At 76.9% G+C, this 472-nt stretch carries 1 pseudogene; it reads right to left on the bottom strand.

Features of this window, described 5'->3' with window-relative positions:
- Positions 1-17: 17 nt before the first annotated feature.
- A pseudogene (locus tag GT030_RS16935) lies at positions 18-472 on the bottom strand (hypothetical protein); the annotation flags it as partial.

Consider the following 472-nt stretch of genomic DNA (forward strand, 5'->3'; position numbering starts at 1 on the left):
CGCACCGGGCCGGTGTCCTATTCCACGAGGCGCAGCGAGCGGCGGGCCGGGGCCGCGCGCAGTTCCTCTGCGGCCACCGGCGCCCCCGTGTCCGCGTCGACGTAACTGACGCGGATCACCGGGTCGCCGGACGTGTCGCGGCCGACGGTGGCGTCCAGGGCGAACAGGACCGCCACCGGGCGGGCCGCCTCGCCCTCGCCGTGGACGCCGGAGTAGTGCAGGATGCGCCAGCCGTCGCTCTCCCAGTGGTCCAGCAGCGCGGAGCGCACCACGGGTGCCGTGGTGTGCCAGGCCAGGGAGTTCTCCAGCAGTTCGACGCTGGCGGCCACCGGGACCTGCCGCGCCCCGCCCCGGCCGGTCAGCGGGTGGCCGAACACGCGCAGCCGGGTGCGGCGCAGGGGCAGCAGCAGCCGGCGGTCCAGGTCCGCCGAGAGGGCGAACAGGACCAGCGCGCCCACGGCCAGCACGGCGG

Source organism: Streptomyces sp. SID1328 (assembly GCF_009865595.1).
GTDB classification, from domain to species: domain Bacteria; phylum Actinomycetota; class Actinomycetes; order Streptomycetales; family Streptomycetaceae; genus Streptomyces; species Streptomyces griseoluteus.